This window comes from Lacibacter sp. H407 (genome assembly GCF_037892605.1).
Lineage (GTDB): Bacteria > Bacteroidota > Bacteroidia > Chitinophagales > Chitinophagaceae > Lacibacter.
This window is the reverse complement of record NZ_JBBKTU010000001.1, coordinates 1,906,816-1,924,607: the sequence shown is the minus strand read 5'-3', so window position 1 is coordinate 1,924,607 and position 17,792 is coordinate 1,906,816. Positions and strand designations below refer to the sequence as shown.

Sequence of the window (17,792 nt, the reverse complement as noted above, 5' to 3'; positions counted from 1 at the left end):
TGAAAAAATCTGCCAAAATTTTTCCTGCACCCCTACCTTTGCACCGCAATGGCAAATACGATCCTCCACAACGAATCCATTCCTTCTCAGCGTAAAAAAATTATTGTTCTCGGTAGTGGCCCCAACCGGATTGGTCAGGGTATTGAATTCGACTACTGCTGTGTTCACGGCCTGCTCGCCATCAAAGAATGTGGCTTTGAAGCCATTATGGTGAACTGCAACCCCGAAACAGTGAGTACCGATTTCGACATGGCCGACAAGCTTTACTTTGAACCAGTAAACTGGGAGCATCTCTGGGAAATTATTGAACTGGAACAACCTTATGGTGTAATTGTACAATTAGGTGGACAAACAGCCCTCAAACTCTCCAAGCGTCTGCACGAAAAAGGCATCCGTATCATTGGTTCTTCCTTCGACAGCATGGACATTGCTGAAGACCGTGGCCGTTTCAGTGATCTGCTCAAAGAAATGGAGATTCCTTATCCAAAATATGGTACAGCGTATACCACCGATGATGCCATTGAAGTGGCAAAAGAAGTGGGCTATCCGGTACTGGTTCGTCCCAGCTATGTGTTAGGCGGACAGCGCATGCGGATTGTAATCAACGAAACCGAATTGGAAAGTGCCGTATTAAGTCTCATCAAACATTTACCCGGCAACAAAATCCTCATCGATCATTTCCTTGATCGTTGTCAGGAAGCAGAGATCGATGCTATTTACGATGGTGAAAATTTCCACGTAATGGGTGTGATGGAACATATTGAACCAGCCGGTATTCACAGTGGCGACAGCCATGCAGTGTTACCTGAGTTCAATCTTTCTCCATTGATTGTTGCCACAATGGAAGAATATGCAAAACGAATTGCAAAAGCGCTCGATATACGTGGCCTCATCAATATTCAGTTTGCCATCAAAGGCGGTAAAGTGTATGTAATCGAAGCCAACCCACGAGCTTCACGCACCACACCGTTCATTGCAAAAGCGTACCAGATTCCTTACCTCAACATTGCAACGAAAGTAATGTTGGGCGAAAAGAAGCTTACTGATTTTACATACGAGAAAAAACTCACGGGTTATGCCATCAAAGAACCGGTATTCAGTTTTCACAAATTCCCGAACGTAAACAAAGAGCTCGGACCTGAAATGAAAAGTACAGGTGAAGCGATCCGTTTCATTAAAGATCTGCGTGATCCATACTTCCGTCAATTGTATAAAGACAGAAGTATGTATCTAAGTAAATAAATTTCAAACTCCGCACTTGTTGCGGAGTTTTTTTTGATACAAGCTTCACTTTTTATGGCATCAACTGTTGCCACGCTCGATTCATCGGTCCTCTTTCAATTGCGCTTTCTTTTTAACAGAATCATCATTGCATGTTCCTGCCCTTCTTCCTAACTTACAAGTATGAACAATAAAGAGGTACAATCGATCATCAGCAATCTGCAACGTGTTATCAACGGACAACCTTGGTACGGCGAAGCAGTATTACCCATGCTGCAGAAAATTCATCCGGCTGTTGTGTATATCAATCCAAAAAACTCACATGCTGCCATTGAAATTTTGTACCACATGATCAACTGGGCGCAGTTTACACTAAACCGCTTACAGCGAAAACAAGAAGAAGAATTGATGGACTCTGAAGAATCTGACTGGCGTACCATTGATCCAAAAGAACATACCTGGAAAAAAGGTTTGGCAGAGTTTGAAAGTCTGCATCAGCAAATCGTTGCTAATCTGCAAAAAAGAGATGATTCTTTTTTGGACGAGTCCGTTGATTTCCGGGATTACAATTTCCGTTTCCTGCTCAATGGCTTGATCCAACACAACATCTATCATTTGGGGCAAATAGCATTTCTTAAAAATTTACTTGGTGAGTAAGTAAAAAGGGGGAAATCCCCCTACCAGAGCACAGCTTCCGTTTTTATTTTAACGGTAACATCTGTAATAATGGTTCCTATTTGGAAAAACATCCCCTTTCTTCGTTTGTTACTGCCTTTGGCTGCAGGCATTATTTGTGGCTGGTATTTTTCACTACACTGGACACTGGCGTTATATGCAACCGTTAGTACTCTTCCCTTTCTGCTGTATTATTATTTTGCAACAGAACGCAGTCGGTTTTTCAACAACTGGATCACGGGGATCAGCATTAACATCATCCTGATCGCCTCAGGGATTGCGTTGGCATGGGCTAACCAATTACCACATCAGCCAAACTGGGCTGGTCATGCATACCAACAAGGAGATATAGTTCAGCTTCGTTTACTCGAGCCGTTAAGTGAAAGGGAAAAAACTTACAAGGCGCTGAGTGAAATCAGTATTGTTTACCACAACAACAAAGCAAAAAAAGTAACTGGTAAAGCCGTTATCTATTTCCGGAAAGACAGTTTTCCTCCGGCATTAACGTATGGAGATATTATTCTTGTTAACAAACCACTGCAGGAAATAAAGAATGCCGGAAACCCCGGAGGTTTCGACTACAAACGATATGCACTGTTCAACGGCATGACACATCAATTGTTTGTACAATCAAAAGATTATAAAAAATCAGTTCGATCAGAAACATCCTATTTCTGGAAACAGATGTATTATATAAAGGGCTATATATTAAAAACGATCCGCACTTACATTAAAGGCGATATGGAAAGCAGTGTTGCCGAAGCGTTGCTGATCGGCTACCGTGATGATCTCGACCGTGATCTGGTACAGGCCTACAGTAACACCGGCGTTGTACACGTAATTGCCATTAGTGGAATGCATTTAGGATTGATCTATGTTCTGTTGCTCTTCTTATTAAAACCACTGGAGCGCTTTAAGCGATTGAAACTATTTAAAACAATTCTTGTGATTCTGTTATTGTGGTTGTTCAGTTTATTAACCGGTGCCGGAGCATCCGTTCTCAGAGCCGTGATCATGTTCAGCTTTATTGCAGGTGCTGATCTATTTAAACGCAAAGGAAATATTTACAACAGTATGGCTGCATCCGCTTTTGTGCTGCTGTGCTACAATCCTTTTCTGTTGTGGGATGTAGGCTTTCAATTATCCTACGCAGCAGTGTTAAGTATTGTGTTATTTATGAAACCTATTTATCACTGGTTCAGCATTCAAAATAAAATACTGGATAAACTTTGGCAGTTGAATGCAGTTACATTGGCAGCACAAATCCTTACGCTGCCGCTTTGCATCTATCATTTCCATCAGGCACCAACAATATTTCTCATCAGTAATTTCTTAGCCGTACCATTATCAACGTTCATATTGTATGGATTGATTCTGCTTATGACTTGTTCATTCGTTCCATTACTTGCAAAACCTGTTGCAACTGTTGTAGCTATATTACTAAAATGGATGAATCAATTCATTCTGTGGGTCGATCATTTTACATTCTCGGTGGTAGATGGCATCAATCATCATCCCCTTCAAACAATTTTATTGTATTCGTTTATTGCAGCAACAGGTATCTGGCTCATTCAAAAACGACCGAACGCATTAAAGTGGAGCCTGGCATTTCTTTGCTTATTTTTCAGCATTCAGATCTATGTGCTGTATAAAACCAGCCGACAACAAAAACTAATCGTTTATAATCTGTCGCAACACACAGCCATTGATTTTATGCTGGGCAATCAATACCAATTCATCGGCGATTCTGTTTTACTGCAAGATGGATTTCTCCGCAACTTTCATTTAAAGCCATCAAGAATTGCGCATCGAACGTATCATTCGCCGATGTTGCAAAATCCCAACGGCAGGTTCGGTTATAATATCAATAACAAACGAATCGTCCACATCAACCAATCGTACCGGTACGATTCACTCGCTTCTCCCCTTCAAGCCGATGTAGTTATCGTATCCGGCAATCCCCGGCTTTTTATCAACGATCTGCTCAAAACAATTGATTGCAAGCTGCTGGTTTTCGACAGCTCCAACCCGCAATGGAAGGTAAATCTTTGGAAAAAAGACTGCGAACGTTTGCAACGCAACTATTTCTGCACAAGTGAGCAGGGTGCTTTTGTGATGAATTTATAGACCCCTACCTTTGCGGCTTCTAAAAGTCTTGCCACAAAGACAAAAAGTCTCCAAACACTAACGCTTTCCTCGTGTTTCTTCGTGACTTAGCGTCTGGGTGGCGCCAATCAACCACATTTATGAAGAAGATTCAAGCAGCGCTTATTTCAGTTTTTTACAAAGATGGTCTGGATTCATTAGTTCAGCTTTTACACGAACAGAATGTAACCATTTACTCAACCGGCGGTACCCAACAGTTTATTGAACAACTGGGAATCCCAGTTGTTCCCGTTGAAAACCTCACAACTTACCCTTCCATTTTGGGAGGCCGTGTGAAAACCCTGCATCCTTCTGTGTTTGGTGGTATTCTTGGAAAAAGAGATGATGAACAGCATTTAGCTGAAATGAAACAATACAATATTCCGGAACTTGATCTGGTAATTGTTGATCTCTACCCGTTTGAAGAAACCGTTGCTTCAACAACAGATGAAAAAGCGATCATTGAAAAAATTGATATCGGCGGACCATCGATGATCCGTGCTGCCGGTAAAAATCATAAAGACGTTGTGGTGTTGGCAGCAAAGAAAGAATATGCTGTATTAGAAAATATATTGCGTGAGCAAAATGGTGAAACAAGTTATGAGCAACGTAGAGCATTTGCCATCAAAGCATTTGATGTATGTACTGCATACGATACAGCGATCTCTAACTATTTCCACCAATCTGCTGTTGAAACACCTTTCAACAAAGAAGAAAAGATCATGCGTTATGGTGAGAACCCGCATCAGAGTGCAAGGTTCTTTGGTAACCTCGATGAATTATTTACACAACTGAACGGTAAAGATCTTTCGTATAATAATCTGGTTGATGTAGACGCTGCTGTGCAACTCATCAAAGAATTTACAGATACAACGTTTGCTATTATCAAACATACCAACGTATGCGGCGTTGCACAACGTGCAACAGTAAAAGACAGTTGGGATACTGCATTGGCCGGTGATCCTGAAAGTGCATTTGGCGGCGTATTAGTTTGCAATGGTGAAATTGATAAAGCAACTGCTGAAGCCATCAATGAAATTTTCTTTGAGGTATTGATTGCGCCTTCGTTTGCTGCTGATGCATTGGACGTATTAAAATCGAAGAAGAACCGTATTCTTCTTCAGTTGAAAGATCAACCGAAAACAAAAGAACAATACAAATCATTACTGAATGGAGTATTGGTGCAAGGTTTGGATGAAGGCAATTATACTGAATGGAAAGAAGCCGGTGACCGAACAACTACTGCTGCAGAAAAAGATGATCTGGTTTTTGCAAACCTCATCTGCAAACATTTAAAATCGAATGCCATTGCATTGGTAAAGAATAAACAACTGGTGGGTAAAGGTTGCGGACAAACAAGCCGTATTGATTCGCTTCGTCAATCGGTGGAGAAAGCAAAACAATTCAATTTTGATTTAACCGGTGCGGTAATGGCGAGTGATGCATTTTTCCCATTCAATGATTGTGTGCAATTAGGACATGCAGCCGGCATCACAGCTTTTATTCAACCGGGTGGTTCAATTCGTGATAATGATTCGATCGATTATTGCAAACAAAATAATCTGGCAATGGTGATAACCGGAATGCGTCACTTTAAACATTAATGCCCAAACTCGACATCAATAAAGCCTTTACATTTTCTGCTGATACCATCAAAAGTTTAGCAGTATTTAATCCTTTGACCATCCGGAAAAAAGGAACAAGAGCCAAAGCCATTTTTGCACTTGCCATTGTATGTGTGTTATGGGGTACAACATGGATCGCTTCCAAAGAAGGGGTGCGGCACATGCCTGCATTGGAGCTGGCGGGTATCCGTCAATTACTCGGCGGACTTTGTTACATGATCTTCTTTATTGCGAAAGGCGCTCAGTTTCCGAGAGGCAAAGAACTTATTCCATTATTGATATTATCTGTATTAAATTTTGTACTCAGTAATGGCTTAAGTACATGGGGTTTAAAATTTATTTCATCGGGGCTTGGTGCAATTATGGGCGCCATCTTCCCACTGTGGTTAGTGATCATTGGTTTGTTTACATCAAAAGGTAAAATTCCTGCTAAAGCAATACTTGGTTTAATGATTGGTTTTGGAGGTGTATGTGTGATCTTCTACGAACACCTGCACGATTTTTTTGATCCCGGTTTTCGCTTCGGTATTTTAATTTCACTCATCGCCACATGGACATGGGCATTCGGTTCATTGTACACCAAACAACAAGCTGCTAAGTTCAATCCCTATTTTGGTTTGGGTTTTCAAATGGTGATAGCAGGCATTGCCTTATTTGGTATTTCAGCTACTGATAAAAACTTTTTACCGCTTACTGAAATCCCCTGGCAGTCGTGGGCTGCTATTGGTTACCTGGTTGTGTTTGGTTCCGTCATTGCATTCATTTGTTACTTGTATGCACTGCAAAATTTACCAACGGAACAGGCAAGTATCTACGCTTATATTAACCCGGTAGTAGCTGTACTATTTGGTGCCATGATATTTGGAGAGAAGCTTACGCTTACATTAACAATCGGCGGCTTGGTCACATTGTTAGGCGTTTACCTCGTTAATAAAGCATTTAAGAAAACAGCTGAAGAGCAACGGGACGTTGCAGATAATTAATCCTCCTTACTTTTGACACATGGCCGAAGAGAAGATCAGTCTCAATAAATACATCAGCGCTACGGGTTACTGCTCACGTCGTGAAGCAGATAAACTGATCGATCAGGCACGTGTGGTAGTGAATGGAAATATTGCATTGACCGGCACAAGAGTTTCATCAAAAGATAAAGTGTACATTGATGATGAGTTACTGAAAGTGAAGTCAACAGCAAAGCAGGATCAGTTTATCATTGCATTCAACAAACCGTTGAACATCACTTCAACCACCGATGAAAAAGACCGCACCAATATCATCCGTTTTATCAATCATCCCAAACGAATATTTCCAATCGGTCGGTTGGATAAAGATTCGGAAGGGTTGATTTTCCTTACCAACAATGGCGATATCGTTAATAAAATTCTGCGTGCAGGCAATGAGCACGAGAAGGAATACATTGTTACAGTCAACAAAAAACTAACGCCCGATTTTGCTGCAAAGATGAGCAAGGGCGTACATATTCTCAATACCACTACGCTTCCCTGTAAGGTGCGTACGTTGAGTGGCAAAAGTTTTTCCATCATTCTCAAACAAGGATTGAACCGTCAGATCCGTCGCATGTGCGAAGCATTTGATTACGAAGTGGTGAGCCTGCGTCGTGTACGAATCATGAATATTCAATTGGGAAATATTGCTGTGGGAAAATGGCGCTACCTGAGCGATCCTGAAATGAAAGAGTTAATGCAGATGCTGGAAGGTTCGAAGAATGATCAATAAGAAAGCAAGTGGTGAGTGGTGAATGGCGAGTGCGTTGCGTACTTCTTACATCGTACCTCGTACTTCAGCTACCAATGCTTCATACATCTCCTTCCATCCGTTAAACATCGGATCAGTTCCCAACATGTGGTTGTGAAAAATTGTAATAAAAGTACCGCCAACTTTTTTCACCTCTTCTGCTAACTGTTTTGCTTCTGCCAACGCTTCTTCAGGTGAATGACGTAATTCATAAAACGAATTGGCTTCCATATATGCAAATGGATGAATACGGAGTGATGTAGATTCTTCTCTTTCTAAGTCGTACCACAAATATGAATGCGAAGTAGATGCACGGAAGCCATTCACAGTACCGTAACCCATACTGTATTCATCTGTAAAACCGGCAGCGATCAATTCCTGAAACGAATGTGGTAAATGAAAACGGATATAATGAGAACGTGTATGTTTGATTTCTTTCCGGCTGATCCATTGCAATTCATCTCGTTCTTTTAACAGCAACGCTTTGTTTACATTGCTTTGTACTGATGGATGCAGCCCAATTGTCGCTTTCTCAGCAGCAGAGCGGATCAACTGTTGCAACGGAGGTTTTGCAGGAGAAATATTTTTATCGTATTCACTTTTATCCCTTGCTACTAAAAAGAAAAAGATTGGGTTCAATTCATATTGCTGATGCAAATCGTTGATCCAATCGTATGAATCAAACGGGTCTTTTTCTTTGCCGCTTAATACACTTAATCGTTTTGGAATAGATGAAGGATGGTTAAGCGATGCACCCACACTTCGCCAAAAGCCTTTGTGTTTGTAACTCCAGGCAATATCAATATCGTAAGTGGGAACAAAGGTGAATGGTGAGTGGTGAATGGCGAGTGATGGGAACTTTATCTTTAGTCCTTTGCCGAATGCAATCAACCAAATATCAACCAATGGTTGATTTAAGAACCCTTCTTTCCATGCTAATGAATTCCAATGAGCATAGCGGCCATATTCATCCGGTTCAGATTCGGTATATTCTTCGTAACGGGTAATGAGAAAAAACACGGCAGCGAATACATCAAACCCAAGATCATCATCCGTTTGAAAAAATGCTTTAACACCGTTCCAATCAAAGCATTGTATTTTTTGCTTACGGATAAAATCCTGCTGCAATAATCCAATCGGCTTGATGTAAAACTCTGCAGCATCAATCCGCTCATCAGAATAATTCAGTTTGTTACCAGTGTATGAGCGATAATGTTCTACATCATCTGTCAACTCAGCATCTACCAATAACTGTTCATTGAAATACTGCAGAATGTAAGAAATGCGTGGAGTAATATGTGCTGTGTAAACAAGCATGCTTCAAGTTACTTCCCGTTACGTTCCTGCCAAAGCTGGTTGAAACTTTTTTCAGGGAAATTCATGGGGCCACGATGTTTAGTCCAGTCTTTCACAAATTTGTTGATCACCCAGTTTTTGATTTTGCTGTTGCCCATGTTCATCATCTTACGACTTAATGAAGCACGCTTCCATACTTTCCATGCCATGCGTTCACCGAACGAAGAGAAACCTTGTTCTACTGCTTCGTGACGATTCTCCAATAAGAGTTCATGCAAATTAATCCGCACCGGACAAACTTCTGTGCAGTTACCACAAAGCGATGATGCATAACTCAGATGTTTGTATTCATCCAGGTCATTTAAATGCGGTGTGATCACTTTTCCAATGGGTCCGCTATACGTTGCACCATAACTATGACCACCAATATTTTTATAAACAGGGCAAGCATTTAAACATGCGCCACAACGGATGCAATACAAACTTTCTCTTGTAACAGGATTCTTCAACACATTTGTCCGTCCATTGTCCAATAAGATCACCACCATTTCTTCAGGACCATCTGTTTCACCGGGTTGCTTTGGTCCGAGCACGATGCTGTTGTAGACTGTTACCTGCTGACCTGTTCCGTATGTTGCAAGCAATGGCCAGAACAAACCAAGATCATGCATGCTCGGTAACATTTTTTCAATACCAACAACAACGATATGCGTTTTCGGAAATGCACAACTCAATCTCGCATTGCCTTCATTTTCTGTTACAGCAATACCACCAACATCAGCCAGAATAAAATTGGCACCCGTTACACCTACTTCTGCCTGTACATATTTTTCACGAAGTATTTTTCGTGCAACCAACGTTAATTGTTCTGGAGTTGCTTTCGGGTCAGTTCCCAATTTTTCAGCAAATAATTTCGCCACATCTTCCTTGCTTTTATGCATGGCGGGTGTAACAATATGATAAGGCGCTTCGCCATCCAATTGCTGAATGTATTCACCCAAATCTGTTTCAACACTCTCAATATTATTTTTTTCAAGGAAATCGTTCAGGTGAATTTCTTCTGTTACCATGCTCTTACTCTTCACCAATGTTTTACAATTTCGTGCTTCACATATTTTCAGAATTTCATCGCAAGCCTGTTGTGCAGTTTCGGCCCAGATCACTTTGCCGCCACGACGTGTAAACTGCAATTCAAATTCTTCGAGTTGCTGATCCAGTGTTTCCAATGCACGCCATTTCACATTCTTTGCACGTTCACGTGCAGTAAGCATTTGTGTAAACTGCTGTTTCCCTTCCGGCACTTTTGCATTGTATTTGCCAATATTGAAATTGATCGTACGCCTGTGATCCAGGTCGGCAGACTTGATGGTACTCTTCGCTAAAAATTTATCGGCAGTCTGGCTCATGCGTTAAAGTTACTTATTTGATTTGTTGGAATAGTACTGATCTGCGATCTGCGTCAGCACTTCATAAAATTCTTCACCATACTTGCGAACGATGGCCTCTTTCAAAAAAACATACGTAGGCACTTTCAGTTTTTGTCCCAACGCACAGCCGGGGTTACACATCGGGTCACGTGGCTCGTAATTCACATATTCCTGATCGGTGTTTTCGCTCTTACTGATCTTGATCGGATACAAGTGACAAGAAATTGGTTTTTTCCACTTGATCTTTCCTTCATTGTATACTTGCTCAAACGAACACTTTACAATTCCTTGTTCATTCACTAAACCATACGCACACATTCCATTGCTGATGGTGGGCGTTACCCAGCCAAATTCCCGATCGTATGTATAATTTCCTTCTGTTTCAATTACCAGTTGTCCTTCTTTGGTAAGTAAATGTTTAACGTGTACAATAGCTGCGTTCACTTCTTCCAACTCCTCATTCGTGAGCGGTGCACCTGCATCGCCATCAATACAACAGCCGCCTTTGCATTTGTGCAGATCGCAAACAAACTGCTCCTCAACAACCTCATCGCTGATGAATATATTTTCAATCGCTATCATGCGGCAAAGATAAGTCGGTAATGGCTGATTCGTTCATTACAATAACAGGAAGAATGAGAATGAAAAAAACGGAGGAACGAGCAATTACTCAACCTCTCCACTTCAAGGTCTGTATCAAATGTTGCATGTCTTTGTAGAGAAACTGTTCAACAGGTCGGATGGAATCGTAGTTGGGGGTTGTATTAAAATATAGAGCACCTCTTAAAAAATGGCTGGTACTATCGGTCACGAAAAATTGTTTACCGGTAGCTGCATTGCCACCAATATCAAATACAAAACCCGTTACACCTGCACCACCCTGCACAGGAATTTCATCGATCGATGATGCTTTTAAACTGTGCTTACTCGTCATTTTAAAAGCATCTTCCACAAGGTTACTGAATTTGTTATTCCCTCCAATGGCTTTATAGCTGATGTGTATACGACCTGCCAGTTCAGGAAAATCAAGATTTACCCAGTATGGATTCTCGGGTTGATTTTCAAAAAAAGTACTGTCCTTTAATACATTTCCATACACAGGATATTCAAATGTGTAAGGATATCCGGGCTCATCAAAAAGCTTGTATTGTTTCTCCGGAAAATCGATCTGGAAATAACCTTTTGGTCGTGGCCGAGGATTAGAGTTGCAGGCAATAATGGAGAGAAGAAGTAAGAAGTACGAAGTAAGAAGTACGAATCTATTACCAAACTGCAACACGTTATTAATGAAATGTAAACTAAGATTGTGCAATTGCTTCATGTTAATCAATCAATGGGTTTAATGGTCACTTTCACTTTTTCAATACGGTTGCGGCTTACTTCCTGGATCGTGAATTGAAAATCGCCGGTTTCCACAACTTCATTCACCGGTGGTAAACGTTCGGCCAGTTCCAATACAAGCCCGGCCAACGATTCGCTTTCACCTCTTACTTTATCAAACGTATCAGGGGGAAGATTCATTGTACGACATACATCATGTATCATAGTGCGGCCTTCAAAAATATAATTGTGTTCGTCAACTTTCTTGTTCACACTTTCTTCATCATCAAATTCATCTTTAATATCACCAATAATTTCTTCAACCACATCTTCCATTGTTACAATACCACTGGTGCCACCAAACTCATCCACCACCACTGCAAAGTGTATCCGCTTTTGCTGAAACTCTTTCAACAGATCGTCGATCAGTTTTTGCTCAGGTACAAAGAATGGTGTGCGCATTAGCTGATGCCAATGAAACCCATCTACATCGTTAATATGTGGCAACAGATCTTTGGTTTGTAAAATGCCCACTACTTCGTCCATGTTGTTTTTATACACCGGCAACCGACTGTAATGCAGATCCTGCACACGATTGATGAGATCAGTAAATGAACTATTGTAATCGATCCCACTTACATCCAAACGGGAACGCATGATCTGCTTCACTGTTATATTGCTGAAGTTCTGAATGCCTTTGAGTATCTGCTTTTCTTTTACCGTAGCTTCTTCTTCACTCATCAGATCAATGGCATAATCCAGTTCATCTGATTTGAGCGACGATGTTTGATATCTCGACATCCGTTTTTCTATACTATCAGTATAACCTGCCAACCAGTTTCCCGTTGTTTTAAACAATGGATAAACAATGGAGTCGATCCACCAACTGGCGAAATACGCAAAGAAGATATTGTTTTGCGAGGCCCATACTTTCGGTAATATTTCGCAGAACAAAAGGATCAAGGCTGTAATGGCCGTTGCTTTTAAAACAAATTCTACCCAAAATAAATTATGCCGTAGGTTGAGCGCTTCGTCAATTAAAAAATTGGTAAGGAAGATCAAACAAAGATTGAACACTACATTAGCCGACATTAAACTGGCCATCAGAACTTTTGGTTCTTCCAGCAAATTCACAATGCGTTTGGCTGGTGCTTCCGGTCTTGTTTTGATCATGTTGAGATCTTTGTACCGCAACGAGAAAAAAGCAACCTCCGCACCACTTACAACAAACGAAAAAAACAATAACAGTAAAAACAGGATCACCAGTAAGGTTAATCCCTGGCTGTTAATTGCCAAAAGAACAGGTTTAATAGAAAGTAAAAATGAAGTGCTGACGTGGTAACAATCCAAAGCATGTAGATTAAGTGAACAATGCGCCGCTATACCGGCAAAAATAGCATTCGCAACGGTATTTCCTAAAATGGTAAATCAGCACTCGGTTCACCGATGGGTGGCAGATCATCGCCATGGTAGCCGGGCAAGGATTCAGGACCATCTGGACGGCCGGCACCTTCTGCCCTTTTATCCAGCATAATCAGGTTATCGCCAACGACCTCCGTTGCATATTTTTTAACCCCTTCTTTATCTTCCCAACTTCGGGTTTTTAAACGTCCTTCAATATAAACAAGACTTCCTTTGTGCAGGTATTTCTGTGCCAATTCTGCAAGGCCACGCCACAATACCACTGTATGCCACTCGGTTTGACTCACCAGTTTACCCGTACGATCTTTAAATGTTTCAGTTGTAGCTAATGGAAATTTTGCAACCGCAATATTTCCTTCCAGTACCTGTACATCAGGGTCTTTCCCCAGATTGCCTATAAGCATTACACGGTTAACTCCTCTCATACGTATAAGTTTTATTGCTGAATAAATGAATCAGTTCCAAACGCTTTCCGTCGTTACTCCTAAATTACGTTTTTTGCGTAACTGTTCCATTAATCAGGCCAAATAATTCAAGAACACCTGCCTTCAAAAAATCATTCAACAATTTTGGAAACGGTAATTGTTGCAATTGCCTGGCTGTTTTCCATTCCCAATCGTTTTTAATTACCGCTTTTCCTTTCAACTGCAGCAATTCCGCCGTTGCATAAATAGTTTGATGGCTTAGTTGCTGTTTGATCGGTTTTGTTATACTTACTTGTGTTGCTTTTTGTGTGATCTTTTTTTCTTTCAGCCAGGTTTCAAATGCAGTACCTCCTGTTTTTTTCCATTCCTTTTCAGAAGCAAATTCATTATTCGGAAATTCATACAAATTACTCCACACATCTTTGCCTGTTCGCTTTTGCACTGCAAACAAACCATTTTGCTCAAGAATGTAAAACCAGAACCATCTGCTTCTGATCTTGGTTTGTTTTTCTTTTACAGGCAACTCATTTACCCGTTCTGTTTGAAAAGCAACACATTGCTTTTTCATTATACAACCGCCGCATTCCGGAAGATCGGGCTTGCAAACAGTTGCACCAAAATCCATGATGGCCTGGTTATAGGAGGCCGGATCATTTGTATCCAAACATTGCTGCGCCAACTCCTGAAACTGTTTTTTCCCAATCGTACTGTCCGTAGCCGTTTCAATTCCAAACACACGACTCAGTACACGAAACACATTTCCATCAACAACAGCATACGGAAGTCCGAAGCCGAACGAAGAAATAGCAGCAGCTGTGTATGGACCAATTCCTTTCAGTTCAAGAATTGTATCATACGCATTTGGAAAATTTCCATTCAACTCAAATGCAATTTTTTGTGCAGTTGCATAAAGGTTGCGGCAACGGTTGTAATACCCCAAACCTTCCCATAATTTATACACCTCTTCAATTGGTGCGTTTGCAAGCGATTGAATAGTTGGATAAGTTTGAATGAACCGTTCATAATATTTCAACCCCTGACCCGCACGGGTTTGTTGTAAAATAATTTCACTCAGCCAGATGCGGTACACATCTTTTTCCTGCTTCCAGGGAAGCTGGCGCCTATTTTTAGTATGATGCCAATGCAGTAGTTTTTTGCGAAAAAAAGTTGAACGTTCCATAGTGCCCGTTGCCGATAAATGTTTCTGAATTTGTACAAATAAAAGCAATGAAACCCACTAAATGGGCATTTTGTTCATTATCAACAAGTTATTGAAAGAAATTTGACCAAATATTTCAGTTTTTGAAAATATTTCAGGATATTAGACCAAAATAAACTCAACCCTTAAATTATTGCCCATGAGAAAAGCAGATCTCGTGAACCAAATCTCCGAAAAAACAGGCATTCCCAAGGTGGATGTGCTTGTTACACTTGAAACCATGTTTAAAGAAGTAAAGGATTCTCTTTCTGCGGGTCAGAATATCTATATCCGTGGATTTGGGAGCTTTATCACAAAAAAACGTGCAGCCAAAATTGGTCGCAACATCAAGCGTAATACGGCGGTTCATATTCCTGAGCATTACATTCCCGCTTTTAAGCCAGCGAAAGAATTTGTGCAGGAAGTAAAAACCCAATACAAGGGAAGTTAAATTCATTTTACTTCACTAATAATCACTGGCTTCCTGTAGCTTTGCAGTTCAATTTTTTGAACAGTGAACAGGCAACAAATTATTTCTATAACTGCTGCGATCTCAGCAGTTTTTCTTTTGTATTTTTTTGGAAGAACAGTACCCAAAAAAACAGAAGATGATCATGCCGGACATGATCATTCTAAAACGGCCACTACTGCTCCTGCAGCAGGGAACACAACCTTGCTCGATTTCCCCACCATGCTTGGCTTGGCGAAGAAACGACTGAACCCGGCTCAACTGCAGAAAGTAACGGAATGGGAAAATTCGGTGGTGCGGGGCGATGTAAAAAATCAACAAATTCAGGTTTATCGCAAATTATCTGCCTTCTGGATGGATACCATTGGTGCCTTTGTGCCCTATGCCAAATACATTGCAGAAGCTGCTAAGTTGGAAAATTCGGAGAAAAACCTCACCTTTGCTGCCCATTTGTTTTTAGAGGAGCTGCAAACGGTAACGGAACAGCCTCTCCAGCTATGGATGGCAAAGGAAGCAAGAGAGTTATTTGAAAAGGCATATGAACTGAATCCCGGCAACGATTCAACCAAAGTTGGACTCGGAAGTACCTACTTTTTTGGAGCCGGCGGAAGCGAACCACCAATGAAAGGGATCGCCCTTATTCGTGAAGTAGCAGAAAAAAATCCTGACAATGCATTTGCCCAATACATGTTGGGAGTTGGTTCTTTTATCAGCGCACAATGGCCCAAAGCCATTGAACGCTTTGAAAAAGTAACACAACTGCAACCGCAAAATCTGGAAGTAAAACTCCGGTTAGCGGATGCTTATGAAAAAAGCGGTGATAAAGTGAATGCCAAAAAGTGGTACCAGCAGTTTTTAGAAACAGTAAAGTTGTTAGAATCACAAGGAAAATTCCGGAGTAACCCGGAAATGATGAAACAGATAGAAGACCACATTAAATTATTATAACATATTTTTTAACGAACGTAAAACGTATTAAACATGCCTTGCGGAAAAAAGAGAAAGCGTCATAAGATTGCTACACACAAGCGTAAGAAACGTCTTAGAAAGAACCGTCATAAGAAGAAGAATAAATAATCTTCTGAATTGAACGGAGTCCCGCTTTTAAACGGGACTCTGCTTCGCTATAGCCAATACAGAGATCTGTGTGCTTGCTTGTATACTCATGCTGTAACCGGCTCATTCCTTCCTGATCAGGTGAAGTAAGAATGGTTCAATTTTAAAGACGTATCGAGTGAATAAGGAACTGATCATTAATTCTGCCCCAACCGGGGTTGAAATAGCGTTATTAGAAGACAAGAGATTAGTAGAGCTGCATCAGGAAAGTCTTGATACCAGTTTTACTGTTGGTGATTTATATCTGGGTAAGGTAAAAAAACTGGTACCGGGTATGAATGCTGCATTTGTGGATGTTGGTTTTGAAAAAGACGGCTTTCTGCATTACACCGATCTCAGTCCGTATGTACGCTCCCTCTTAAAATTTACTGCATTATCTATCAACGAGAAATCGGAAGATATCAGCGACTTTGGTAAATTTCAAACTGAAGCTGAGATCATTAAAACCGGAAAGATCGGCGAGGTTTTGAATGGCAAGCCCAATGTATTGGTTCAGATCCTGAAAGAACCCATTGCAGCGAAAGGCCCACGCCTTAGTTGTGAAATTTCATTGCCCGGCCGTTTTGTAGTGCTTACTCCCTTTAATGATATTGTAGCGGTATCCCGCAAAATACATTCAAGCGATGAACGCAAGCGTTTGCAAAAGATCGTTGAATCGATCCGCACCAAAAACTTTGGTGTGATCGTTCGTACTGCTGCTGAAGGAAAAAATACTGCAGAGCTTCACGAAGATCTCAACAACCTCATCAATATGTGGCAACAGATTCAAAAAAATCTGAAAAATGCGACTGCTCCTTCGAAAATTTTAGGTGAGACAGATAAAACCACCAGCATTCTTCGTGATCTGCTGAGTGCCGATTTTAATCGCATTGTGGTGAATGACAAAAACATTTACAACGATGCCCGTACCTACATTCAAAAAGTAGCACCGGACAAAACAGACATCGTTACCTTCTATCAAAACGGCTCTCCCATCTTCGATAATTTTGGTGTTACCAAACAGGTAAAAGGATCGTTCGGTAAAACCGTGAACCTTGCCAGTGGTGCATATCTTATTATTGAGCATACTGAAGCGTTGCATGTAATTGATGTAAACAGCGGTTATAAAAGTGTAAGCACGAATCAGGAAGAAAATGCATTGCAAACAAACCTGGAAGGTGCGGAAGAAATCGCACGTCAGTTGCGGTTGCGTGATATCGGTGGAATTATCGTGGTTGACTTTATTGATATGAAGTTGCCCGATAACAAACGTCGTTTGGCAGAAGCGATGGAAGAATTTATGCGAGCCGACAGAGCGAAGCATGCGATCCTTCCTATTTCGAAATTTGGATTGATGCAGATCACCCGCCAGCGGATGAAGCCGGAAGTGAACATCAACACCATGGAAGTGTGCCCGAGCTGCAGCGGTACCGGAAAAGTTTCAGCTACACTGATCCTCGAAGATGAAATTGAAAAGAATATCAGCTACCTGGTGATGCAAAAGCATAAAGTGCTTTCTATTGCGGTGCATCCTATTATGGAAGCATACTTACGCAAAGGATTCCCATCCAAGCGTATGAAGTGGAGCTGGAAGTACAAACAAAAAATTAAGGTGAAAGCGAATACATCGTACCACCTCACTGAATATCACTTCTTCGATAATCATGAAGAAGAAATCAGACTCTAAATAAAAACGGTTGATCAAATAATCAACCGTTT

General features: G+C 41.0%; 16 protein-coding genes. 9 read left to right on the top strand and 7 right to left on the bottom strand.

Features of this window, described 5'->3' with window-relative positions; all coding sequences use genetic code 11:
- The first annotated feature begins 48 nt into the window (after nt 1–48).
- The 6 genes from WG989_RS08375 to WG989_RS08350 all read left to right on the top strand — a co-directional run bounded on the left by WG989_RS08375 (nt 49) and on the right by WG989_RS08350 (nt 7,403).
- A complete protein-coding gene (locus WG989_RS08375; protein ID WP_340428649.1) occupies nt 49–1,242 on the top strand; it encodes a carbamoyl phosphate synthase preATP-grasp domain-containing protein in 1,194 nt (397 codons plus the stop codon).
- A 162-nt stretch (nt 1,243–1,404) separates the two neighbouring features.
- Complete coding sequence (locus WG989_RS08370) at nt 1,405–1,878, top strand: DinB family protein (RefSeq protein ID WP_340428648.1); 474 nt, start codon at nt 1,405–1,407, stop codon at nt 1,876–1,878.
- A 69-nt stretch (nt 1,879–1,947) separates the two neighbouring features.
- Nucleotides 1,948–4,023, top strand: coding sequence for a ComEC/Rec2 family competence protein (locus tag WG989_RS08365; RefSeq protein WP_340428647.1), 2,076 nt, complete (start codon nt 1,948–1,950; stop codon nt 4,021–4,023).
- Nucleotides 4,024–4,142: 119 nt separating this feature from the next.
- Entirely contained in the window at nt 4,143–5,645 is a 1,503-nt protein-coding gene (purH, locus tag WG989_RS08360; protein WP_340428646.1) for a bifunctional phosphoribosylaminoimidazolecarboxamide formyltransferase/IMP cyclohydrolase, read from the top strand.
- On the top strand, nt 5,645–6,649 hold the full coding sequence (locus tag WG989_RS08355) for a DMT family transporter (protein ID WP_340428645.1): 1,005 nt from the start codon (nt 5,645–5,647) through the stop codon (nt 6,647–6,649). Before purH ends, WG989_RS08355 begins: the two co-directional genes overlap by 1 nt.
- 19 nt (nt 6,650–6,668) lie before the next feature.
- Nucleotides 6,669–7,403, top strand: a complete 735-nt coding sequence (locus WG989_RS08350; RefSeq protein WP_340428644.1) for a pseudouridine synthase — start codon at nt 6,669–6,671, stop codon at nt 7,401–7,403.
- Between the two features lie 45 nt (nt 7,404–7,448).
- Here WG989_RS08350 and WG989_RS08345 read toward each other — a convergent pair whose 3' ends face one another.
- From WG989_RS08345 to mutY, 7 genes are all read right to left on the bottom strand, one after another.
- Nucleotides 7,449–8,738 (bottom strand): polysaccharide deacetylase family protein, encoded by a 1,290-nt coding sequence (locus WG989_RS08345; RefSeq protein WP_340428643.1) that lies wholly within the window; start codon nt 8,736–8,738, stop codon nt 7,449–7,451.
- 8 nt (nt 8,739–8,746) lie between these two features.
- Nucleotides 8,747–10,123, bottom strand: a complete 1,377-nt coding sequence (locus WG989_RS08340) for a LutB/LldF family L-lactate oxidation iron-sulfur protein (RefSeq protein ID WP_340428642.1) — start codon at nt 10,121–10,123, stop codon at nt 8,747–8,749.
- Between the two features lie 9 nt (nt 10,124–10,132).
- A complete protein-coding gene (locus tag WG989_RS08335) occupies nt 10,133–10,726 on the bottom strand; it encodes a DUF3109 family protein (protein WP_340428641.1) in 594 nt (197 codons plus the stop codon).
- Nucleotides 10,727–10,814: 88 nt separating this feature from the next.
- Nucleotides 10,815–11,465: a gliding motility lipoprotein GldD gene (gene gldD, locus WG989_RS08330; RefSeq protein ID WP_340428640.1), complete on the bottom strand. Its 651-nt coding sequence runs from the start codon at nt 11,463–11,465 to the stop codon at nt 10,815–10,817.
- Between the two features lie 5 nt (nt 11,466–11,470).
- Complete coding sequence (gldE, locus tag WG989_RS08325; protein ID WP_340428639.1) at nt 11,471–12,760, bottom strand: gliding motility-associated protein GldE; 1,290 nt, start codon at nt 12,758–12,760, stop codon at nt 11,471–11,473.
- A gap of 119 nt (nt 12,761–12,879) precedes the next feature.
- A complete protein-coding gene (locus WG989_RS08320; protein WP_340428638.1) occupies nt 12,880–13,311 on the bottom strand; it encodes a single-stranded DNA-binding protein in 432 nt (143 codons plus the stop codon).
- 64 nt (nt 13,312–13,375) lie between these two features.
- Entirely contained in the window at nt 13,376–14,491 is a 1,116-nt protein-coding gene (gene mutY / locus WG989_RS08315; RefSeq protein ID WP_340428637.1) for an A/G-specific adenine glycosylase, read from the bottom strand.
- A gap of 178 nt (nt 14,492–14,669) precedes the next feature.
- On the opposite strand from mutY, the gene WG989_RS08310 reads away from it, so the two are divergent.
- The 3 genes from WG989_RS08310 (at nt 14,670) to WG989_RS08300 (ending at nt 17,760) form a co-directional block, all read left to right on the top strand.
- A complete protein-coding gene (locus WG989_RS08310; protein WP_340428636.1) occupies nt 14,670–14,960 on the top strand; it encodes an HU family DNA-binding protein in 291 nt (96 codons plus the stop codon).
- 63 nt (nt 14,961–15,023) lie between these two features.
- Nucleotides 15,024–15,926 (top strand): tetratricopeptide repeat protein, encoded by a 903-nt coding sequence (locus WG989_RS08305; protein WP_340428635.1) that lies wholly within the window; start codon nt 15,024–15,026, stop codon nt 15,924–15,926.
- Nucleotides 15,927–16,212: 286 nt separating this feature from the next.
- Nucleotides 16,213–17,760 carry an Rne/Rng family ribonuclease gene (locus tag WG989_RS08300; RefSeq protein ID WP_340428634.1) on the top strand — a complete coding sequence of 516 codons (1,548 nt, stop codon included), beginning with the start codon at nt 16,213–16,215 and terminating at the stop codon, nt 17,758–17,760.
- Nucleotides 17,761–17,792 lie beyond the last annotated feature (32 nt).

Coding starts and splice junctions, on each gene's coding strand:
- gldD (WP_340428640.1), bottom strand. CDS start 11,465: ATGAAGCAATTGCACAATCTTAGTTTACATTTCATTAATAACGTGTTG.
- WG989_RS08375 (WP_340428649.1), top strand. CDS start 49: ATGGCAAATACGATCCTCCACAACGAATCCATTCCTTCTCAGCGTAAA.
- WG989_RS08350 (WP_340428644.1), top strand. CDS start 6,669: ATGGCCGAAGAGAAGATCAGTCTCAATAAATACATCAGCGCTACGGGT.
- WG989_RS08365 (WP_340428647.1), top strand. CDS start 1,948: ATGGTTCCTATTTGGAAAAACATCCCCTTTCTTCGTTTGTTACTGCCT.
- WG989_RS08335 (WP_340428641.1), bottom strand. CDS start 10,726: ATGATAGCGATTGAAAATATATTCATCAGCGATGAGGTTGTTGAGGAG.
- purH (WP_340428646.1), top strand. CDS start 4,143: ATGAAGAAGATTCAAGCAGCGCTTATTTCAGTTTTTTACAAAGATGGT.
- WG989_RS08320 (WP_340428638.1), bottom strand. CDS start 13,311: ATGAGAGGAGTTAACCGTGTAATGCTTATAGGCAATCTGGGGAAAGAC.
- WG989_RS08340 (WP_340428642.1), bottom strand. CDS start 10,123: ATGAGCCAGACTGCCGATAAATTTTTAGCGAAGAGTACCATCAAGTCT.
- mutY (WP_340428637.1), bottom strand. CDS start 14,491: ATGGAACGTTCAACTTTTTTTCGCAAAAAACTACTGCATTGGCATCAT.
- WG989_RS08370 (WP_340428648.1), top strand. CDS start 1,405: ATGAACAATAAAGAGGTACAATCGATCATCAGCAATCTGCAACGTGTT.
- WG989_RS08310 (WP_340428636.1), top strand. CDS start 14,670: ATGAGAAAAGCAGATCTCGTGAACCAAATCTCCGAAAAAACAGGCATT.
- WG989_RS08355 (WP_340428645.1), top strand. CDS start 5,645: ATGCCCAAACTCGACATCAATAAAGCCTTTACATTTTCTGCTGATACC.
- WG989_RS08345 (WP_340428643.1), bottom strand. CDS start 8,738: ATGCTTGTTTACACAGCACATATTACTCCACGCATTTCTTACATTCTG.